19 protein-coding genes, 1 tRNA gene and 1 pseudogene are annotated in these 18,581 nt (G+C 42.0%); 17 read left to right on the top strand and 4 right to left on the bottom strand.

Features of this window, described 5'->3' with window-relative positions; all coding sequences use genetic code 11:
- Window positions 1–908: pseudogene (locus NFR43_RS08040) on the bottom strand (hypothetical protein); the annotation flags it as partial.
- On the opposite strand from NFR43_RS08040, the gene NFR43_RS08035 reads away from it, so the two are divergent.
- From NFR43_RS08035 to NFR43_RS08020, 4 genes are all read left to right on the top strand, one after another.
- Window positions 889–1,152, top strand: a complete 264-nt coding sequence (locus tag NFR43_RS08035; RefSeq protein ID WP_251548194.1) for an LPXTG cell wall anchor domain-containing protein — start codon at window positions 889–891, stop codon at window positions 1,150–1,152. The pseudogene NFR43_RS08040 and the gene NFR43_RS08035 overlap by 20 nt on opposite strands.
- 436 nt (window positions 1,153–1,588) lie before the next feature.
- Complete coding sequence (locus tag NFR43_RS08030) at window positions 1,589–1,912, top strand: hypothetical protein (RefSeq protein WP_251548192.1); 324 nt, start codon at window positions 1,589–1,591, stop codon at window positions 1,910–1,912.
- Window positions 1,913–2,788: 876 nt separating this feature from the next.
- On the top strand, window positions 2,789–3,286 hold the full coding sequence (locus NFR43_RS08025) for a pectate lyase-like adhesive domain-containing protein (protein ID WP_251548190.1): 498 nt from the start codon (window positions 2,789–2,791) through the stop codon (window positions 3,284–3,286).
- The gene (locus NFR43_RS08020) at window positions 3,265–3,438 is read left to right on the top strand and encodes a hypothetical protein (RefSeq protein ID WP_251548188.1); all 174 of its coding nucleotides are present in this window, start codon (window positions 3,265–3,267) and stop codon (window positions 3,436–3,438) included. The genes NFR43_RS08025 and NFR43_RS08020 overlap by 22 nt, the downstream gene beginning before the upstream one ends.
- A gap of 125 nt (window positions 3,439–3,563) precedes the next feature.
- On the opposite strand, the gene NFR43_RS08015 is transcribed toward NFR43_RS08020, so the two are convergent.
- Window positions 3,564–4,295, bottom strand: coding sequence for a gamma-glutamyl-gamma-aminobutyrate hydrolase family protein (locus tag NFR43_RS08015; RefSeq protein ID WP_251548186.1), 732 nt, complete (start codon window positions 4,293–4,295; stop codon window positions 3,564–3,566).
- Window positions 4,296–4,416: 121 nt separating this feature from the next.
- On the opposite strand from NFR43_RS08015, the gene NFR43_RS08010 reads away from it, so the two are divergent.
- The 3 genes from NFR43_RS08010 to NFR43_RS08000 are packed head-to-tail and all read left to right on the top strand — an operon-like array spanning window position 4,417 to window position 6,802.
- Window positions 4,417–5,016: a phosphatase PAP2 family protein gene (locus NFR43_RS08010; RefSeq protein WP_251548184.1), complete on the top strand. Its 600-nt coding sequence runs from the start codon at window positions 4,417–4,419 to the stop codon at window positions 5,014–5,016.
- 8 nt (window positions 5,017–5,024) lie between these two features.
- Entirely contained in the window at window positions 5,025–5,546 is a 522-nt protein-coding gene (locus tag NFR43_RS08005) for a protein-tyrosine phosphatase family protein (RefSeq protein ID WP_251548182.1), read from the top strand.
- A gap of 8 nt (window positions 5,547–5,554) precedes the next feature.
- Entirely contained in the window at window positions 5,555–6,802 is a 1,248-nt protein-coding gene (locus tag NFR43_RS08000; RefSeq protein WP_251548180.1) for a D-alanyl-D-alanine carboxypeptidase family protein, read from the top strand.
- A gap of 46 nt (window positions 6,803–6,848) precedes the next feature.
- Here NFR43_RS08000 and NFR43_RS07995 read toward each other — a convergent pair whose 3' ends face one another.
- Complete coding sequence (locus tag NFR43_RS07995; protein WP_251548178.1) at window positions 6,849–7,877, bottom strand: YeiH family protein; 1,029 nt, start codon at window positions 7,875–7,877, stop codon at window positions 6,849–6,851.
- A 115-nt stretch (window positions 7,878–7,992) separates the two neighbouring features.
- Between NFR43_RS07995 and NFR43_RS07990 the strand changes: the two genes are divergently transcribed.
- Window positions 7,993–8,066: transfer RNA gene (locus NFR43_RS07990), tRNA-Thr, on the top strand.
- 245 nt (window positions 8,067–8,311) lie between these two features.
- Here the strand turns inward: NFR43_RS07990 and NFR43_RS07985 are convergent.
- Window positions 8,312–8,668, bottom strand: a complete 357-nt coding sequence (locus NFR43_RS07985) for a helix-turn-helix domain-containing protein (RefSeq protein WP_251548175.1) — start codon at window positions 8,666–8,668, stop codon at window positions 8,312–8,314.
- Window positions 8,669–8,834: 166 nt separating this feature from the next.
- Between NFR43_RS07985 and NFR43_RS07980 the strand changes: the two genes are divergently transcribed.
- The 9 genes from NFR43_RS07980 to NFR43_RS07940 all read left to right on the top strand — a co-directional run bounded on the left by NFR43_RS07980 (window position 8,835) and on the right by NFR43_RS07940 (window position 18,545).
- The gene (locus tag NFR43_RS07980; RefSeq protein WP_251548173.1) at window positions 8,835–9,134 is read left to right on the top strand and encodes a hypothetical protein; all 300 of its coding nucleotides are present in this window, start codon (window positions 8,835–8,837) and stop codon (window positions 9,132–9,134) included.
- A gap of 13 nt (window positions 9,135–9,147) precedes the next feature.
- Complete coding sequence (locus tag NFR43_RS07975; protein WP_251548171.1) at window positions 9,148–12,195, top strand: SEC10/PgrA surface exclusion domain-containing protein; 3,048 nt, start codon at window positions 9,148–9,150, stop codon at window positions 12,193–12,195.
- A gap of 436 nt (window positions 12,196–12,631) precedes the next feature.
- Window positions 12,632–12,988, top strand: coding sequence for a hypothetical protein (locus NFR43_RS07970; protein WP_251548169.1), 357 nt, complete (start codon window positions 12,632–12,634; stop codon window positions 12,986–12,988).
- On the top strand, window positions 12,981–13,619 hold the full coding sequence (locus NFR43_RS07965) for a hypothetical protein (RefSeq protein WP_251548167.1): 639 nt from the start codon (window positions 12,981–12,983) through the stop codon (window positions 13,617–13,619). The genes NFR43_RS07970 and NFR43_RS07965 overlap by 8 nt, the downstream gene beginning before the upstream one ends.
- Window positions 13,620–13,872: 253 nt before the next feature.
- Window positions 13,873–15,102 (top strand): Rep family protein, encoded by a 1,230-nt coding sequence (locus tag NFR43_RS07960; RefSeq protein ID WP_251548165.1) that lies wholly within the window; start codon window positions 13,873–13,875, stop codon window positions 15,100–15,102.
- Window positions 15,103–15,116: 14 nt separating this feature from the next.
- Complete coding sequence (locus NFR43_RS07955) at window positions 15,117–15,308, top strand: helix-turn-helix domain-containing protein (protein WP_251548163.1); 192 nt, start codon at window positions 15,117–15,119, stop codon at window positions 15,306–15,308.
- A 56-nt stretch (window positions 15,309–15,364) separates the two neighbouring features.
- The gene (locus NFR43_RS07950) at window positions 15,365–16,597 is read left to right on the top strand and encodes a tyrosine-type recombinase/integrase (protein WP_251548161.1); all 1,233 of its coding nucleotides are present in this window, start codon (window positions 15,365–15,367) and stop codon (window positions 16,595–16,597) included.
- 256 nt (window positions 16,598–16,853) lie between these two features.
- Entirely contained in the window at window positions 16,854–17,606 is a 753-nt protein-coding gene (locus NFR43_RS07945) for an Rpn family recombination-promoting nuclease/putative transposase (protein ID WP_251548159.1), read from the top strand.
- 48 nt (window positions 17,607–17,654) lie between these two features.
- A complete protein-coding gene (locus NFR43_RS07940) occupies window positions 17,655–18,545 on the top strand; it encodes an aldo/keto reductase (RefSeq protein ID WP_251548157.1) in 891 nt (296 codons plus the stop codon).
- Window positions 18,546–18,581: the final 36 nt, after the last annotated feature.

Below are 18,581 nucleotides of genomic sequence, written 5' to 3'. Positions count from 1 at the left end.
GCTAGTGAATCAAACTCAGTGAGTGCATCAGAAAGCAATTCAGTATCAGCATCTGAATCGAACTCAGTGAGTGCATCTGAAAGTAATTCAGTATCGGCCTCCGAATCGAACTCAGTCAGCGCCAGTGAATCAAACTCGGTATCGGCATCTGAATCAAACTCAGTCAGTGCCTCTGAAAGTAATTCAGTGAGTGCCAGTGAATCCAATTCGGTAAGTGCTTCAGAAAGTAACTCAGTATCGGCCTCCGAATCAAACTCAGTGAGTGCATCCGAAAGTAATTCAGTATCCGCATCTGAATCGAACTCAGTGAGTGCATCTGAAAGTAATTCAGTATCGGCATCTGAATCCAATTCGGTAAGTGCTAGTGAATCCAACTCGGTAAGTGCCTCCGAATCTAACTCAGTCAGCGCTAGTGAATCGAATTCGGTATCAGTATCCGAAAGCAATTCAGTATCCGCATCAGAAAGCAACTCAGTATCTGCATCTGAATCTAACTCAGTAAGTGCCAGTGAATCCAACTCAGTATCCGCTTCTGAATCGAACTCAGTCAGTGCTTCAGAAAGCAACTCGGTATCGGCCTCTGAATCAAATTCCGTCAGTGCTAGTGAATCTAATTCAGTAAGTGCCTCAGAATCCAACTCGGTAAGTGCTTCAGAAAGCAATTCAGTAAGTGCCTCAGAATCCAACTCGGTATCAGCATCTGAAAGCAACTCAGTAAGTACATCTGAATCCAATTCCGTAAGTGCTTCAGAATCTAATTCGGTATCCGCATCTGAATCAAATTCAGTGAGTGCATCTGAAAGCAACTCGGTAAGCGCATCTGAATCAAATTCCGTAAGTGCCTCTGAAAGTAATTCAGTTAGTGCTTCTGTTTCGACATCGGCAAGCATGATCAATAGTGTTTCCATTAGTTACGGCAGTACCGGCTCTAACAGTATTTCGCTATCTAACACACCATCATCCGTAAGCATGTCAACTAATACCAATGACAGTATTGCTAGTGAAGCAATTGGTGGAAGTGGTAATGTGAAGGCTCAACGTCGGTTGCCACAAACTGGCAATGAAAACGATGATCTTGGGATGCTAGGGGGTGCCTTGCTTGGGTTGGCTGCACTCCTTGGTCTCGGCAAGAAACGTAAGAAGCGTAACTAGTTATAATTTGTCGCTATAAAAATAAACGCAATTCATCTTAATTGATGAGTTGCGTTTTCTTGTTGGACAAAAATACGAAAATTAATAATTTTAGTGAATGAGGGTGTTAAATGGAAGCTATCATACATAAAATAAGTCAATATATTATTAATGATAGTTAGAATTAATAATAGAGTGATTGTGTCTTTTACGCTGTTGCAATGGCATTGCATATTTATCGATAGATATATTAATTTAAAAAGATAGTTAACCCTTTGGGGGAGAATATTATGGTTTCAAGAAATAACTTTAAGGAATTAGAAAGAAAGAAGCAACGGTTTAACAAACCGCGACCGTACCTACTACTACTCAAGCCACGGGTGACATTACTAACAACAAGAGTGCTACCACGACAGTTAACACCCAAACGTTAGTTAACAATGCTGCTACTAACCAAGTGGCAACTGCTACTCAACAAACCCAAGTACCAATTGAAGGTACAGAAACCGGCAGTTCATCACAAGGCTTGACTTCCGCACTCTTGAACAAGGACACGAACACGATTTACTTCAACCAAGATATTACATTCAGTGACAATAACTGGAATGACAATGTTGCGAAGGCAGATCGAACCCAAGTTCATAAGATCTGGGGTAGCGTGGAAATTGGTTTTAATGTTCAACCTGGTGTTGAATTTAACTACTCTGATGGAAATTATAAGATCAATAGTGCCTTGAAGGTACCGGAAGTACAATCATCAAATAAGTGGTTTAGTAAGTAAGTCATTATGACTTGGTAGATAAAAGTGTTAGGATAATCATGAAATGATTAGTAATTAAGAAGAGGGATCACAAATTGTGGTCCCTCTTTAATAGTCTCTTTAAATACTCTTTAAAGACTCTTTCCGGGTTTGTAACTGCTTGTGTATCAAGGGTTACAGGGAAAATACAGCAACATATTGGGCTGAATACAGTAACATATTGGGCTGAATACAGCAACATATTGGGCTAATAGAGCAACATATTGGGAAATTAGGATTGTTGATATGACAAGGAAACTGCTGCTACAGCAGTAATCTATAGAATAGCTTAACTTTTGAATTGATTAATCAGGATAAAAAAGAGCAACACATTGGGGAAGCCCTGCTATAAAAGGATTTCGTCAAAAAGGGTGGAAATTAGGCCGTAAATACCATAAATATAAGAGAATTTTGTGCCAATAGGATAACATATTGGGATTCTAAAATTGAAATTAAAATTGAAATAAATGTAAATAAATGCTGATATATCAAGGCTTACATCTTATTATTAACGATTAAAGTAAGTAAATCATTTTGTGCCAATAGAGCAACACATTGGGATTGCTGAAATTTTAAAAATAGGGCCACATCTTGGGAGAAAACTAGAAAATATATTAACAATAGAGAGTTTGCTATGCTCTTTATATCAATAAAAAGTAATCACTTAATTCAACCTTTTACTTTACCCAAAAAAGGAACAACATATCGGGAATCCCTCGAACGAGTAAGAACGATGCTTATATAACAGCATCAAATGACAGCATTCTGTGCCAATAGGGCAACATATTGGGATAGAAGAAGAAAAAGGTATCAATTGTAGTAAGCTTATCTTGCATCACAGTCAGCAATCTTGGAACATTGGTAATTTTTGTATTTTTCCAAAATAGGGCAACATATTGGGAGAAAATATTTACCAACGCATGGAACATTGGCCGGACGTTAACGATTGATGGTCAAGGCCACACCTTGGATATGGGCAAATGGTTTTACGGTTCCTACGACATCAACAATAACGATCGTCAACATCCATGGAACATTACCTTTAAGAACATTCACTTCATTAGTAATGTTGATGGTGAATATTCGCCATTTTACTTTGGCAACACCTTAAATGGAACGACGATTACCTTTGAAAATGTGACTGCTGACGTTACTACGAACTCCTTCATTGATACCCGGGCTGGCTTAGACGATGTTCACTTTAAAGGAACTAACACCATTAACGATGCCATTTGGGTTAAGAACTTCTACCTTGACGATAACTTAAATGTGAGCCGGAACAACACCGTTAACAATAATTACTATAACGGCATTTTTATCGATGGTGGCTTACATTGGCAAGAATGCCAAGCTTAACTTTAACCAAGACTTCCGCTGATACTGCAACGACCGCTACGGCTGCAAATACTACTACCGCAACTACTAAGACGGAATCCACGAAGAAGTCTGGCAACGCCTTTACCAACTTCTTCAAGGGAGTTGGCAACTTCTTTAAGAGCCTATTCTAAAGCATCACTGTAGTTGTATATACATAATAAAATCCCCCAATGCTCGGGCTGTACGGATGTGCAACCCGAGCATTTTTAGATGAAAAAAGCCGGCCGACGATCGTTCGATTGTCTACCGGCGTTGCTTAGTGTTGCGCTATTGTACTGGCCCGCTTTACCAGGTCATGAAATAAGTTTTGGGCCATTTGATCATGTTTATACATGTTCTCCGGGTGCCATTGGATGGCTAAAATTTGGTCGCCGTCCTTTGATTCGACGGCTTCCACCACGTGGTCATCGGCAGTCGCGGTGACCTTTAAAGTTGGCGCAATGGCGTGGAGACTTTGGTGGTGCCGGGAATTGACGTAGGCTCGTTCACCGGCGAGTTCTCGAATCCGGCTCCCTTCTACTGTGTTAATATGGTGGGTCGGGAGGTTTCCCGGCGCTAATTGGGAGTGTTTGAACTTGGCTACGGGATTTTCGGCGATGTCTTGGTAGACGGTGCCACCTAAACCGATGTTAATCAGTTGCATGCCGCGGCAGATTCCCATGATCGCCTTGCCAGCCTTGACGGAAACTTTTAAGAGTTCCAGCTCTGCCAGGTCCCGCTTGCGGTAGGTCATCCCCAGGCCAGGATGGGGTTCTTCACCATAAAAGGTCGGATCAATGTCCTCACCACCGGCAAAGATGATGCCGTCGAAGAGGTCGGTGTATTGATCTACCATTTCCGGCGGAATACTAGGAATGATGACGGGGAGGGCATGGGACTTGATTAAGGCCTCGATAATCGGGCGGGGCGCAAAGGAAGCGTCACGCTCATTAATGATATTGGTAGCTTCGGTCAAAGTATCCGCAGAGATTGCGATGCGCGGTAACATGGCGGCCATCCTTTCGAAAAAAGTATTTGTTATAAAATACCATAAAATTGGTTGTGATTGTATAGACTAATTCTAATTTAGGTAGGAATTTGGTAAACTAAAAGGGTTATGGACAAAGGTGGTGGCAAACATTCATCCAGAATTGAATTGGTTCTGGGCAACGGTCTGGCTCATAGTGAGCCTCCTCTTCGTGGCCCTCTGTGGTCTAATCAAGACCTCTGCCCGCTTTAATACCTTGGATCAGCGCTGGCAACAACGGTTGTTCGCCCAGTCGGACCACTGGTGGTGGCAAGCAATTGCGGCAGTGTTTGATCCGAAAACCCTGGTGGTGTGGGATTTCGCCCTGGCCGGGCTGTTGCTTTGCCTAGGACGGCCTGCCCGGGCTATCTACGTGTTAGCAGCGTTAGGTACTTTAGATGCCTTCGGGATTTGGGTAAAGCACCACGTTAAGCGGACGCGCCCGACCACGTTTGCCAAGGGAACCACCACGTATAGTTTTCCCAGTGGGCACACATTAGGGACTACCATGCTGGCCCTGATGATGACGATGCTCTTTGCTAATCCTTTTTTAAACGGCCTGGCGCTCTTGCTGTGGCTGCTGGTCATCATTTGTCGTTTGCGGCTGCAAGCCCACTACCCAGCAGACGTCTGCGGGGCCGTCCTGTTAGCGATAAGTTGGTGGATTGGCACAGAGTGGCTTTTTTTATTGATTATGAGGTGAAAATATAGATGGACGCACGATTTATTCAATATCATATCAGTCCAAAAGTAACAACAACTGATGATTCTGCGGACGAAACTCAGCAATCATCGCCACAAAATGGGGTTAACCTAGAATTTGTGGCTAACAATCAATACCTAGCGGAAGACCTGCGGGGAATAATGCAATTTCGGCGTGAGCAGCGGCGTAAGTTGCACCACATCGTGGACCAGTTTAACGAGTATTACCAATGGAATCTTGATAAAACGGCTGAATTAGAAGGGACCACCGAAAATTTCGGGGCCCTCGAAAATTTGAACGACGCAATTAAGTACCTGGTAAGTCTCTTGAAAAATGACTTTTTGGTCCCGGGCAAATTAGAATTGACGGCAGTCCATTTGATTGGTGATTTTAGTGTTTATCAGCCAGGTGATGATTCGCCACTCAAGCGCCAGGCGGGTGAGATCCGGGCTAAGTCGATCCAGGAATTCCAGCAAAAGCACCACTTGGAGCCGGTGGCACCGGCACAACAGGATTATTCGGAAGGCTAGGTGACAATATGAAAAGATTACGACAATTAGCACACCTCTTTTTGGTGATCTTAGCCGTTTTGATGTGCACCAGCGGGTTCTGGACGGCCACGGCAAAGGCGGATGACAATAATTTGGAAGCCAAGGCGGCCATCACCATGGACGCCCAGACAGGGCAAATTCTCTACCAGAAAAATGCCAATCAATTGCGCGCCGTGGCTTCTTGTACTAAGATTTTAACCCTCGCGGTGATCGAACAGGACGTGGCAAGCGGCAAGCTCAAGTGGAACCAGAAGATTAAAATTAGCAAACAAGTTGCCAAAACATCGACTGACTGGCGGTTCTCCAACGTGGAACTCAAAGCCGGTCACAGTTACACAGTCCGCGCGCTTTGTGAGTCGATGATGATTGTGTCAGCCGATGGAAGTGCGGAAGCCCTGGCATTAGCTGACGCTGGTAGCACCGCTGCATTTAATAAGAAGATACAGGCGGTGGCCAAAAAAGCAGGCGTGACGGATGCCAAAATCTACAATATGATTGGTTTATCCAATGGTGAATTGGGGTCCAACGGAATTAAGGGGGTCAAGAAGAGCGCGGAAAACGCCTTTTCTGCCAAAGACATGGCCCTGATTGCCCGCTACCTCGTAAACAAGTATCCGGACGCCCTGAGCATCACTAAAGAAAACAACGTTGACTTTAAGATCGACGATAAGACGACCTATAAAATGAAGAACATTAACGCGATGTTACCGAATAATGGGGCGGCCCCGAAAAACGGGATAATGGACGGCTTGAAGACCGGCTCCACTGACAAGGCCGGCAATTGCTTTGTCGGTACCGGGGTCTTCAATGGCCGCCGCTTGATTACCGTCGTGTTGGGGACGGATAGCAAGGACTTTAGCAAGCAGTTCCAAGTTACGAATAAAATGCTGGAAATGGTCCAAAATGCCTACCAGCCTGTGACGATCAGCAAAATTAACGATCTGAAGGGGATTGCTAGCAAGATCAAGGTGGCCCACAGTAAAAAGTCAGCGGTCAAGGTGCAGCTGAAGCAAACTACTGCACTGTGGTTGCCGAAGAACACCACTGCGAAGTCAATCACCAGCCAATTGGTGTTAAGCAAAAAGCTGCGGACGATTGGCCGGCATAAATTACGGGCCCCAATTAAGAAGGGTCAAACGGTTGGTGCTATCAAAGTAACCCCGATCAAGGGCTTGCCAAGTATTAAGCTACCAATTATTAGTCAACAAACCGTTAAGAAAACTGCGGTCTTCTAACGTAAAAAGGATTCACCAATGCCGGTGAATCCCTTTTTAGATTGTCTTAGAATAACCACTTGCTCATGATGATCATGTAGATTAACAAGCAGGTGGAGGTGATGGCGGCAGCCCCAAAGACCGCTCCACCCCGTTTGAAAATGACTTTAAAGTTGACGGAGATTCCCAAAGCGGCCATGGCCATCCCTAAGAAGATGTAGGCGGCCTGAACCAGTCCATCAAGGACGCCGGTAGAAATCGGCAGGAAAGTGCCGAGAATGCTGGTCAGGATAAAACCGCCGAGGAACCATGGAATTGGTAACTTTTTGGGAGCCGCAGTGTGTTCTTCTTCGCTTTCAATCGTTAAGTGGTGTTGGTACCAGTAGCCGACAAGCAAAGCAACCGGTGCCAAGAGAAGGACCCGGGAGAGCTTCATGATCAGCGCGTTTTCCAAACTCGCGTTGCCAAAGGCGCCACCGGTAGCAACAGCATGCGCAATTTCGTGCAGAGAACCACCGGCCATAATTCCGGCTTGGGTGGGGGTCATGTGGAGAAGGGGCTTCAGCCCAATTTCAATCAGGGTAAAGGCAGTCCCCATCACACAGACCACGGCCACAGCTAAGACTTCGTTTTCCCGTTTTCGTTCCACGTCGGTGGTTTCGATTTGTGGTGAAACTCCCATCACGGCGGCGGCCCCACAAATACCACACCCACAGGCGGTCAAAATGGCGAGTTCATCTTCAGCCCCGAATTTGCGGCTGAGCCAGTAGGTGAAAATAATGGTACCCGTGACGCCAACGATAGCAACAAGGATGGTTTTAACCCCCGCTTCGGCTAAGGATGCCAGGTTGAGGCGAAACCCGAGCAGGATGATCCCCAACCGCAAAAATTTATTGGAGATAAAACCCATGCCGCCCTTGGCATCGTCCTGCAATTGCTGCGGAGTGAGCTGCATGGCAATTCCCAACAGGAGGGCAATCACCAACGCACCAATTAAATTGAGGTAGGGCAGTTTAGCCAGCAGTACTCCGGCAACCGCACAAATCAGGGTCATAATGGCGGCAATCCAGAATGACCGCTGCTTAATAATCGTCATGAATCAATCAATTCCTTTCAATAATGTCCTGTTATACTTTACCAAATTCAGGACAGGAAACAAGTCGTAAATAACTAGCTTGCCGGTGAATTGATTATTCAGTTATACTAAAACTGCCACCATAGCTCAGATAGGTAGAGCACATCCATGGTAAGGATGAGGTCATCGGTTCGAATCCGATTGGTGGCTTAATTCGGACCCGTTTAAAATTGTTAAAGCTTGATTTAATAGGTTTTCAGCCATTTTAAGAACGTTGAAAAAATCAAAAATTGTTGCATCGTGCAACACATCTGCAACACGCGGAGCAAAATGTGTTGCAACTAAAATCATGAGGAGTTGCGATTGTTACCGTCACATCAACGTTTAGAAGGCCTAAAACGTGTTGCAAAAAGTCAAAAAACTGGTTATTAGGATTAATTTTCCTAGTAGCCAGTTTATTTATTATCTAAGATTTCTAAGATAGCTTTACTTAAAGATTCACCCTTATTGATGTCCATCGCTAGTAATCTTTTAACCAGTGATGACGTGTAAAACCTATTGGGGTGATTTGAAATGTTATTTTCAATAGCAATCTTGTCATCAATATCATATTCGATTAAATCATTAATTGGGAGATTTAAAGCAGTCGCAATGTCTGATAACTTACGCAAAGAGATATTATTTTTTTCTTCTCGTTCTAACTGAGAAATGAAGTTTACGGATAAATTGCTTTTTTCAGCTAACTGTTCTTGTGTCAAATGAAGATCTTGCCGACGACTTTTGATCCGTTGGCCGATTTTGAATTTACTCATTTAATAGCGCCCTCATTATCTATGGTTAATATAAGCGTATTTGGGTTCAAACGAGATTAGAACACACTAAAAGAGTAAAATTGTATATAAAGAACGATATTTACATTATAGTGTTAGTTAAACTATAATAATATCGAAACTATGTTTAATATTGGAGGAGTAATTAATGGGTGAACTCTTATTTTTAATTATTGTTATTGCAATTATTTGGGTATTTATAAAATACATCCATAAACCGGAATATCGTGTATCAATGACTGATCCGGTTACTGGTCATGTTAAATACCTAATGTCTGTGGATGGGATTAATAACAGCTTTAACTACACCAGTGATCCCAATAGTGCATTAAGAGGTAATGATGCCGCAACTTTAGAACGGTACATGAAAACTTTGCCAGCGGATGTCCATGCCAAATTAGAAATGCATAATTTTATTGGTTGGCAAAATATGACGGATAAACTTTAGGGAGGAAATAATCATGAAGAACAAAGAAAAGAAAATTTTAACTACGACCGCCGTTGTTGGTGCTACCTTAGCCGCTGGTGCTGTTTCAACCACCGTAGCTCATGCCGACACGACTAACACGAATAACCAAGCCACTAAGCAAAATACTTCTGCTAATGCCACGGTTGGTCAACGTCAAGAGCAAGCCGCTCAAGCACAAGAAAACTACGATCAAGCTAATGCTAGCTTGGATGCTGCCAAGAGCAACGTCACACCTAAACAAACGGCTGATGATCAAGCTCAAACTGCTTTAACTAATGCCCAAAGCGATGCTAATACGGCCCAAACTAATGCTGACGCAGCACAAAGTGCTTTAGATACGGCTAAGGATGCCACAGCTGATGCCAAGGCAATTAAGGATGAAGCTACCCCAGAAAATATTGCGAAGGCCCAACAAGCGGTTGATGATCAAAACAACGCTATTAGCGATGCTCAAAAGGCCGCTGATGAAGCGGACCAAGCAGTTAAGGATCAAGAATCAACTGTCGAAAATGATCAAAGTGCTGTTGAAGATGCTCAAAACACGGTTAACGATAAGCAAAGCAATGTTAACACCGCGCAAAAGGCCGTTGGTGATGCCAGCGATGCTTTAAACGGCACTGGTGTGAAGGAAGCTGAAGAAACCCAACAAAAGGCACAAGCTACCGTCACCGCCGACACCGCCGTTTTAAACGAAGCTAAGAGCGATCAAGCTAAGGCACAAAGTGCCTTTGATGACGCTGAATCAACTTTGAACACGGCTAAGGATGACCAAAGCACCGCTCAAAGCGATTACGACACTAAGAAGTTGACTGCTGACCAAACTGCTTCTGAATTAGCTAGCGCTACAACTGCTAAGAATGATGCTCAAGATAAGGTTGACCAAATTCAATCGAAGATTGACAACCAAAACACGATCACCCTTAGTGACGAATATGCTCGCTTGTTAGAACACAGTAGTCACGATATTTTATCAATGACTCAAGATGAAATTGATGAGACTAATGATCAGATTCAAAAACTTGGATCGCAATTAGCAAAAGAAAACCAATACAAGCACAATGATGCGGATAAAGCTGTTAAGATTTCCGACGTTAATAATTTGACTCCGGAAGTTCGAAAGGAATTAAGTGTTTGGATTGCACAATTGCTTAATAACGCTCGTGCAAAATACAAAACCACTAACATGGATAATTCAACCACAACAGTTAGTGCTAGCCCAGTCTCGGTTGAATTAGCAAACAATGTGGTAAAGCAATACAACGCTGACAATTTTGATGCTTCCAAAGAATCAGGACATGATAACAACGCCTTAAATAAGGCTGCTGAACTTACAGGAGTAGATTGGAGCAGTGAAGACATTGGATGGTCTAGTAGTTTTGCTAATGTAACCAATCTTGATGAACTCAAGGAAGTTATTTACAATAGCACGCTTAAAGGAATGTTATTCCACGATGGCGGCTCTAATTGGAATCACGCTCTATCACTGTTAGGGATTAGCACTAGTGACAAGAACAGTTACGTTGGTGTCGCTATGGATAACTATGATTGGATTCACATTGACTTTGCAAGCGCCATGGGTGACTCGAATAAAGAAGCCAAGTTAACTGCTAACACTTACCAACCAGAAGATCTCCAAGCGGAATTAGCGAGCGCCAAGTCTGATTTAGCAACTAAGACGACCGCTTACAATACTGCCAAGAGTGCCAATAACACTGCTCAAACTGCTGCAGCTAATGCTTTGACGACCTTAAATAATGCGAAGGATGCTACCGCCAAGGCACAAACCGCCTACAACTCGGCGCAAAGCACTTTAACAACTGCTAATAATGCCGTTGCTACGGCTCAAGGCACCTTAGACACGGATCAAGCTGCCTTAGATGCCGCTAACCAAAAGTTGGAACAATATCGGGCTGACTACGCTACCAAGATGGCGGCCTTGGAAACGGCTCAAAAAAACCTCAAGTCGGCTCAATCTGACCTTAACCAAGCTAACACTAACTTACGATCTGCTAAGCAAACGTTGGCTGATGCTCAAGCTCAATTAACGAGCTTGCAAAGTGACGCTAGCGCTAAGCGCCAAGCCGTTGCTGATGCGCAAAACGACTTAACGACGAAGCAAGCTGCCTTAGATCGGCTCCAAAGCGCTGATGCTAATTACCAAGCTGCCGTTAAGGATGAAGCTGCTAAGCAAACTGCTTATGATACCGCTAAGGCTGCTCTTGATTCTGCTAAGAGTGCTTTGCAAACGGCTCAAGCCGCTAAGGACAAGACGGCTAGTGAATTAGCTGATGCTCAAGCGGCCGTGGATGCTGCTCAAAAGGCAGTCGATAGTGCTAAGGCGGCCCTTTGGAACCAAGCTAAGATTTATGGTGACCAAGTGAAGTTTGACGACATCACGATTCACGCGGGCGAAGCTGTTTCAGCTCCAGCCATTGCCAATGGCTTTGCTGACGAAGATGATCCTACCAGCGACAGTACCCCAACTGCTCAAATGTTGATTGTGATGCCAACTGCTAACGGTACCACTACTGAATCACGGATTTGGGATGGTAACTTGCCGACTGGAACGACTGCTAAGTGGGCTGATGCTAACCAAGTTAATGCTGACGCTCAAGTCGCTGGTGATCACACCGAAAACGTCTTAGTAACGTTCCCTGATGGCTCGACTTACACGTCACAAGTTACGTTACATGTTTTGGCTAACCCAACGTCTGATCAAACTCAAACGACCGTTACCTTGCCAAATGGTGCCAAGGTCGTTAATGGCCAAGTGGTCGATGCTCAAGGCAACCCAATTGCTGGTTTAACCGTCAAAAACGGTCGCATTTACAACGCTCAAGGCCAATTAGTAGCTGACTTGTCAGTGGTTACGGCAACTAATGTTACTACATCAAGTCGCAAGCATGCCGTCACTGTTCAAACTAAGACTGATGCATTGCCACAAACGGGTAATGACAGTCAAAAGGCAGTGGCCGCAACTGGTTTAGGCCTCTTGACGATGGCGATGACCGCTGTACTGGGCTTACGCAAAAGAAACTAAATCTAATTAAATATAGATCATTAATGAAAGCTCAGCAATTATAGCTGGGCTTTTTTGTTGATATTGAACTATCAAATTAATAGCAATTAGGCTTCAATTAACAAGAAACTCAAAAAATTATTAACAATAAAGTTTGTGAAAATTTAAGCTCTTAAAAGCTACGTTTATTCTATAAAAAATAGTAAGGATATATTATAGGTTGATAATAAAAACCATGACTGACAGGGAATGATGAGGAAACATGTTTATAACATAATATAAACATGTTAATGTTGTATTATTATACAAAAGTGCAATAATGTGAAAATGTTAAGAAAATAATATTTTCATAACATGATATTGTTGTTGACAAGGGAATTAAAATGATGAGAAAATTATGTCAGTTAATCACCGGTGATTGATTTAATTATAAAAATTCATGAAAGGATGAATAAATATGAACCGAAAGGAATTGAATTCAATGATTACATTGAATTCCGCAACAACCAAGCAATTTTTGCTACATCAGTCTCTAGTAACGGATTATCGTCCGCTGAAAAACTGGGATAGTGGTGAGCAAATTGGAATTACTGTACAAGCAACAGTGACTGATGGACCAGCAGTTGGAAAGACATTTACAATTCAGATTAAAGATCCTAATGCCACAAGTCATCAACTTCATATTGGAAGTCAAATTAGCGTTACGGAAATTACAGGGATTGATGTGCGAGGAACTACTCGGCAAGATTCTCCGTACGTGAACTATTCAATTATTTTAGTAGGCAATATAAAGGTGGTAAAAACTAATGATTGACGCACTTACAGAATTTTGCGCCACCATACTTAAATATCTACTCGATATTCCTTTTTGGATCATAATTGGTGTTTTGGTTGGTAGTGGTGTTGCATGGTTAATTCAAAAAATCAACGATCACTATAACATTGATGTTCTTTATGATTTTTCTCATCAACACGAGCTTTTGCGCGATTCTAAACAAATCGATGTGCGACTTCAAACAGCCCAAGAATTAGAACGTATTGCTCATCAACGATTGGAAAAGGCAGAAAAAATGGAGAAATCTAATCAGGAACGAATGGATGATGTGGCTATGGCGTGGGATGAATTAAATGAAAATGCTGAGCTATACGACAGCATGTCTGCTGATATCAGTTTTCAAGATCAAAAACATGCCTTAGATGAAGCGATTAGCGTAATTCAAAAAGCACAGTTGACAAGCGTTAAAGCTTTGAAACAATTTATCCCGAGCTACACTTTAATTGGGAACTACACTTTAAATAACCGGATTCGGGAAGTCTTAATCAAGGTATTGAACAATAAATACGATCAAGCTTTAGTAGTTCAAATATATGATAACTTAATGGAGCACAAATACTCACCATTATTAGTTGCGTATTGTTTAATTGTGTTATTTGGTCGAGAATAAAAGCGTAGCGACCTAGGCTACGTAGGAGGAGCGGATGCGTTAGCAAGAAGCGACGACGAAGTAAGTTAGGTCTGAGCGTAAACTCTGCAGAGTTTACGCTTTGTTCGTGCAAATAACGACATAATTGGACGTTAATTACAGTCAATTTTGCGGTTTGTGGGCCTGTTTCTAAACCGCAAAATAACGACATGAAAATGGCATAAATCGTGCTAGCTATTGTGGTTAGTCAATTCATAAATAAAGGAGGTGGATTATGGGTAAGAAGGTACGTACTCAGGTAATGGATTGGACTGTTTTCGAAGAAGAATTGCTAACAAGTAATGAAATAACCCCAGAGGGATGCCTAACTTTTCTTGAAAATAAGATGCAAATACTAAAAAGAAGATATTCTTTAGACAAGTACGCCATTATAAAACATGATAGTGATAAGTCATCTAAAGAGGGGCAAGACAAGGTTAATACGCACTATCATGTTGTAATGATTTTTGAAGCGAGGACTTATATCGATAGTGTAGCCGAAAGATTAGGGACCGAATCCAATGAAATTGAAGGGAAGACTAAACAGGGTGGAAGTGTTCAAAGGTCAGCGAACAATTCACTGATGTATTTAATTCATGATACCGATAAATCAAGAAAAAAGTTTCACTATGATCCTCATGATGTTGTTGCTAATTTTGATTACGTTCAATTTGTGAAAGAACAACGACGTAAACATGCATGTCTAGAAACTGAAAAAAATAAGAAAAGTTTTCAGAAGAAGATGATCGATGAAGTATTTCAAAAGTTAGCTAAATTGCAAATTAGGGAAGAAGAAGCAGCCAAGCAGATTATGGACCTTGATCCCTTACTATATGCTCGTTATGAAACAAAACTTAAGAAGGTTTATGAAGGTGCGCTTAAGGTTGAACATTTAAAATGGATAGAACAGATGAAAAAAGGCGATCAAACCATTAAAAATTATTGGTTTTGTGGAGAAGCGGGAACTGGAAAAACTAGACTAGCAATAGAGCTGTGTGAAAAAATCTTAAAGCAGCTATATTTCATTTCTGGTTCAGAAAAGGATGCAATGCAAAGGTATCAAGGGGAACATATCATTATTTGGGATGAGATGAGGGCTTCAATCCAATATACTGAGTTGCTGAAAATGCTAGATCCATTTATGTATGAAAAACCGATTAGTTCTAGGTATTATGATAAGTTTCTTATGCCAAATATAATCTTTATTACTACACCATTTACCCCACTAGAGCTATATCATAATTTACAAACCATTAATCGAAAAATTGATAAATTTGATCAGTTAGCAAGGCGAGTTCCAGACTATTACAAATTTGAAAATAATAGAATTCTTCATTACACATTCAATAGTGAGACAAAAAAATACTATGTTTTAAATACAATCCCTTCAATTACCAAATTGATTGAAATTATTAATCATGAAGGTTTCACAGATATTAGTAGTATTTTGAACAATGATAATTGATAAAGGAGTAATTAATGATCGGAAATAGCTATTTGAATACTAAAGAAACTGCAAATGCTTTAGGTGTAAGCACTGATTATTTGCGTAAACTGCAAAGGTTGGGACTGCCATATCATCAACTTAGTGAACATAGCCAAAAGTATTTCAATTTAGACGAAATTGAGAATTGGTTGGCTCAAGCAGGGCTCCATACTCATCAAAACTAATGCTAAAATAAAGGAGTGACGGGCAATCGCACTCCTTTTTAATTAGGAGGACGACTATGTCAATTCAAAAAGTAACTAACGAAAGGTCAAAACATTATGGTGAATGGAAGGTGAGAGCTCAACCTAGAGATAATGCTGGTAACACGGTGAACTTGCCTATTCGATATTGTAAAGGTACTAAGAATGATGCGAAACGATTATATGATCGGTTAGTAGTGGAATTTCAACAGCAATCTACTTATTTTCAAGAGAAGCAATTAACATTGGTCGAAGCATTTCAGTCTTTCTTAGACTCTAATAAAAGTGTTGAAGCATGGGAAATTCGTACCCAACGTGACTATGAATACACATTGCGCATTCTCAAAGAATACGTCCCTAATCTTCTAATGGCTAAGGTGAATGAACTAACAATTCAAAAATTTATTCGCCAATTCGCGAAGGATCATCACTTGACAGTGGCTACCGGGACCGTGTTAGACAAGAGAATTCGGCATTTACGATACTTTTTTAATCAGTCCGTTGGTAGTATCTTTGCTCATAATCCAGTGCCGCAAAATGCTATGAAACGATGGTTTAAAAAATCAGAAATGGTGGCGCCAGATAAGAAGCGCTACTTCTCTGAACAGCAATTACACCAGCTTACTTCGTATGTTATTAAACGGCTTAGTGAAGTTGACGTTACAGATAGTATCGCCTTAATTGGTATATTGATTGCTTTAAATACTGGATGCCGGCCCAGTGAGATCCAAGCCCTTAAATGGGATGACTTGGTTTTAGATCCAAGTACAGAAGACTATGATTATCATGTCTTTCATCTTACGGATTCCTATAATCAAACCGAAGGAAAGTTAACCGGTCACTTAAAGAGTCGTGTTCGGGGACAGAGTCGTTATACATTACCGTTAGATAAACCATCGTATCACTCATTGTTAAACTACCAAGATAAACAAACGAAACTACTTAACCGGTACAAAATTAAAAACCATGGTTTTATCCTATTAAATATCCGTGACTTTAAACGTGCCAAAGAGGGACGCATACTAAGTCAAGAATCAATGAATGGCATGTTGAAAAGAATCTGTCGCCGTTTAGAGATTGTTGATACCACTAAGGGAATCAGTATGTACACTTGCCGTCATTCAGTAGCTTCGTTAACTGCAGCTAAGGGGATGAATATTGCGTGGTCGGCTGACCGGTTAGGCCATTCTAATGAGGTTTATTTGAAGAAATATGTCCATCCCGAACAAAGTCTCTCATCTAAATTACTAAATGTCTGGTTAGATAAATAAAACTGCAACACATTTGCAACACGTTTCATAATTAAAAGCCATCAAAGCGGGTTATATCAATGAGTGTGACACTCATGTTCGAATCCGATTGGTGGCTTTTTGTGTACGATAAAATATCTAATCTCATTTTTGCCGTCTTTAGATAATGAAGAATTATCGAAGAGGTGAAGAAAATGAATTTAGCGCAACAATGGGCGCAGGCGGGGCTCGAAAATGATTTTGTGTTCAGCAAGGTGATGTTGGACCCGAGATTTGTTTGGAAGTAATCCGGCGGGTTCTACCAGAGAAGAAGATTGAACGGATCCAAATGCTGAATGATCAACAGACATTCGCGAGTACGTATGATGCGAAAAGTGTGCGATTTGATATTTATGTGCAGGATGACCGCCAGCGTCGGTACGACATTGAAATGCAGGTGGTCAACGAATACAATATTTTGCAACGGGCGCGCTACTATCAGTCCATGAATTCAATTGACGCCTATGAAAAGGGACAAGATTATCGGGAGGCAGATGATTCTTACATTATTTTTTTCTGTCTATTTGATCCGTTAGAGCAAGGCTTACAGAAATATACAATGCATCGACATGTCGATGAACGACCAGAAATAGTGTTGCATGACGGTTCAGTGAATATTTTCTTTGATGTCCGGAGTCTTAAACAGACGGTTAGCCCGAAGATGCAGCAATTTCTGGATGTTATTGCCCACCGCAAGATTGAAGACACTGATGACTTTGTCGTAAAATTAAGGCAACGAATCCAGATGGTGAAGCATGATAAGAAATGGAGGGCGGAATACATGAGACTTTCGTTGTATGAAATGGATCATCGTCACGAATTGAAAGAAGCACGGGAAGAAGGACTAAATTTAGGAAAGGAACAGGGGATAATTGGCACTGTTCAAATTTTAAAAGCAATGAATCTTTCGAACGACGAAGTGATAGATAAAATTATGCAACAATACCACCTGACCCAGGAAGAGGCGCGGGAGTATCTAGCAAAGTCATAGCCGCAAATGCTGGTGAAATCGCTATAATGAACGTAAGAGGTGTTCAAAATGAAGCAAAATTTACAAGCAACTGTTGAACTGAACAATGGAGTCAAGATTCCCCAACTGGGGTTAGGGGTCTGGAAGACACCGATTGAACAGACAAAAACAATGGTACAAACGGCCCTCAAAAATGGTTACGTGTTGATTGATACGGCCAAGCAGTACGGTAATGAAGCTGGTGTTGGTGCTGGCTTACAAGCAGCGATTGATGAGGGAACCATTAATCGTGACGATGTGTTTTTGACCACCAAGATTTTTAATGGTGATCAGGGTGACTATGACCGGGTACGGCAAGGCTTTGAAGGCCAACTGAAGGCCCTGCAAACTGACCACGTGGACCTCTTACTTGAACACTGGCCGGTTGATGGTAAATTTAACGAAACCTGGCGGGCAATGGAAGCAATTCTGAAGGACGGTCAAGCCCGGTCCATTGGGGTTTGCAACTTTGACCGTGGCCGGTTGATCAACCTGATCGACCACGCCACTGTGCTGCCGGTTGTGAACCAATTGGAATTAAACCCACGGATTCGGCAACCGCATTTGGTTGAATTTTGTCAGCAACTCGGGATCCATTTGGAAGCCTGGTCACCGTTGGGCAATGGTCAACTCCTCCAGAATCCACGGATTGCCGCAATCGCTCAAGCCCACGGGAAGACAACCGCCCAAGTTGAATTACGGTGGGGCCTTCAGCACGGCTTCATTGAAATTCCAAAGACGACCCATGAACAGCGGATGCAAGAAAATGCTGACGTCTTCGATTTTGAATTATCACCATTTGAAATGCTAGAAATTGATGCGTTACATGACGAGCAGCATGCCATTTGGTACGACAAATTTAAGTGGTCGGGCAACCCTGACGGGGTCGACGACTACGTAGCGTCACCAGAAAATTGGTGATCATGAGCAACGAGTTAGTTACTGAAAATAAGTAGG

Source organism: Limosilactobacillus caecicola (assembly GCF_943192935.1).
GTDB classification, from domain to species: Bacteria; Bacillota; Bacilli; order Lactobacillales; family Lactobacillaceae; genus Limosilactobacillus; species Limosilactobacillus caecicola.
This window is presented reverse-complemented; position numbering and strand designations above follow the sequence as displayed.

What these genes read in the sequence shown, in the direction of transcription:
- NFR43_RS07980 (WP_251548173.1), top strand. Translation starts at nt 8,835, where the DNA reads ATGGGTGAACTCTTATTTTTAATTATTGTTATTGCAATTATTTGGGTA.
- NFR43_RS08035 (WP_251548194.1), top strand. Translation starts at nt 889, where the DNA reads ATGATCAATAGTGTTTCCATTAGTTACGGCAGTACCGGCTCTAACAGT.
- NFR43_RS07995 (WP_251548178.1), bottom strand. Translation starts at nt 7,877, where the DNA reads ATGACGATTATTAAGCAGCGGTCATTCTGGATTGCCGCCATTATGACC.
- NFR43_RS08005 (WP_251548182.1), top strand. Translation starts at nt 5,025, where the DNA reads ATGGACGCACGATTTATTCAATATCATATCAGTCCAAAAGTAACAACA.
- NFR43_RS07975 (WP_251548171.1), top strand. Translation starts at nt 9,148, where the DNA reads ATGAAGAACAAAGAAAAGAAAATTTTAACTACGACCGCCGTTGTTGGT.
- NFR43_RS08000 (WP_251548180.1), top strand. Translation starts at nt 5,555, where the DNA reads ATGAAAAGATTACGACAATTAGCACACCTCTTTTTGGTGATCTTAGCC.
- NFR43_RS07950 (WP_251548161.1), top strand. Translation starts at nt 15,365, where the DNA reads ATGTCAATTCAAAAAGTAACTAACGAAAGGTCAAAACATTATGGTGAA.
- NFR43_RS07985 (WP_251548175.1), bottom strand. Translation starts at nt 8,668, where the DNA reads ATGAGTAAATTCAAAATCGGCCAACGGATCAAAAGTCGTCGGCAAGAT.
- NFR43_RS07970 (WP_251548169.1), top strand. Translation starts at nt 12,632, where the DNA reads ATGAACCGAAAGGAATTGAATTCAATGATTACATTGAATTCCGCAACA.
- NFR43_RS07965 (WP_251548167.1), top strand. Translation starts at nt 12,981, where the DNA reads ATGATTGACGCACTTACAGAATTTTGCGCCACCATACTTAAATATCTA.
- NFR43_RS07960 (WP_251548165.1), top strand. Translation starts at nt 13,873, where the DNA reads ATGGGTAAGAAGGTACGTACTCAGGTAATGGATTGGACTGTTTTCGAA.
- NFR43_RS07940 (WP_251548157.1), top strand. Translation starts at nt 17,655, where the DNA reads ATGAAGCAAAATTTACAAGCAACTGTTGAACTGAACAATGGAGTCAAG.
- NFR43_RS08015 (WP_251548186.1), bottom strand. Translation starts at nt 4,295, where the DNA reads ATGTTACCGCGCATCGCAATCTCTGCGGATACTTTGACCGAAGCTACC.
- NFR43_RS07955 (WP_251548163.1), top strand. Translation starts at nt 15,117, where the DNA reads ATGATCGGAAATAGCTATTTGAATACTAAAGAAACTGCAAATGCTTTA.